At 57.3% G+C, this 419-nt stretch carries 2 protein-coding genes; both read left to right on the top strand.

Annotated elements, in window-relative coordinates:
- Nucleotides 1–193, top strand: a 193-nt coding sequence (rpsM, locus tag DO97_RS20355) for a 30S ribosomal protein S13 (RefSeq protein ID WP_036537190.1), incomplete at its 5' end; no start/stop codon positions are given.
- 16 nt (nucleotides 194–209) lie between these two features.
- Nucleotides 210–419: 30S ribosomal protein S11 (gene rpsK / locus DO97_RS20350; protein ID WP_036537188.1), on the top strand; the 210-nt coding region annotated here is incomplete at its 3' end.

Raw genomic sequence — 419 nt, 5'->3', positions numbered from 1 at the left:
GCAAATCGAGCAGTTCACCATTGAAGGTGACCTGCGCCGCGAAACCACGATGAACATCAAGCGTTTGATGGACATCGGCTGCTATCGTGGCTTCCGCCATCGCCGCGGTCTGCCAATGCGTGGTCAGCGCACTCGTACCAATGCACGCACTCGCAAGGGTCCGCGCAAGGGTGCTGCTGCACTGAAGAAATAAAGATTGAAAGATCATCATGGCTAAGTCTCCTGCCAATAACGCAGCTCAGCGCGTTCGCAAGAAGGTCCGGAAAAACGTTTCGGACGGCATTGCCCACGTGCACGCCTCGTTCAACAACACCATCATCACGATCACCGATCGCCAGGGCAATGCGCTGTCGTGGGCTTCGTCCGGTGGCCAAGGTTTCAAGGGCTCGCGCAAGTCCACTCCTTTCGCAGCCCAGGTG

The sequence above is a fragment of the Neosynechococcus sphagnicola sy1 genome (genome assembly GCF_000775285.1).
GTDB classification, from domain to species: Bacteria; Cyanobacteriota; Cyanobacteriia; order Neosynechococcales; family Neosynechococcaceae; genus Neosynechococcus; species Neosynechococcus sphagnicola.
The sequence above is the reverse complement of the archived record's forward strand: the minus strand, read 5'-3'. Positions and strand labels throughout refer to the sequence as shown.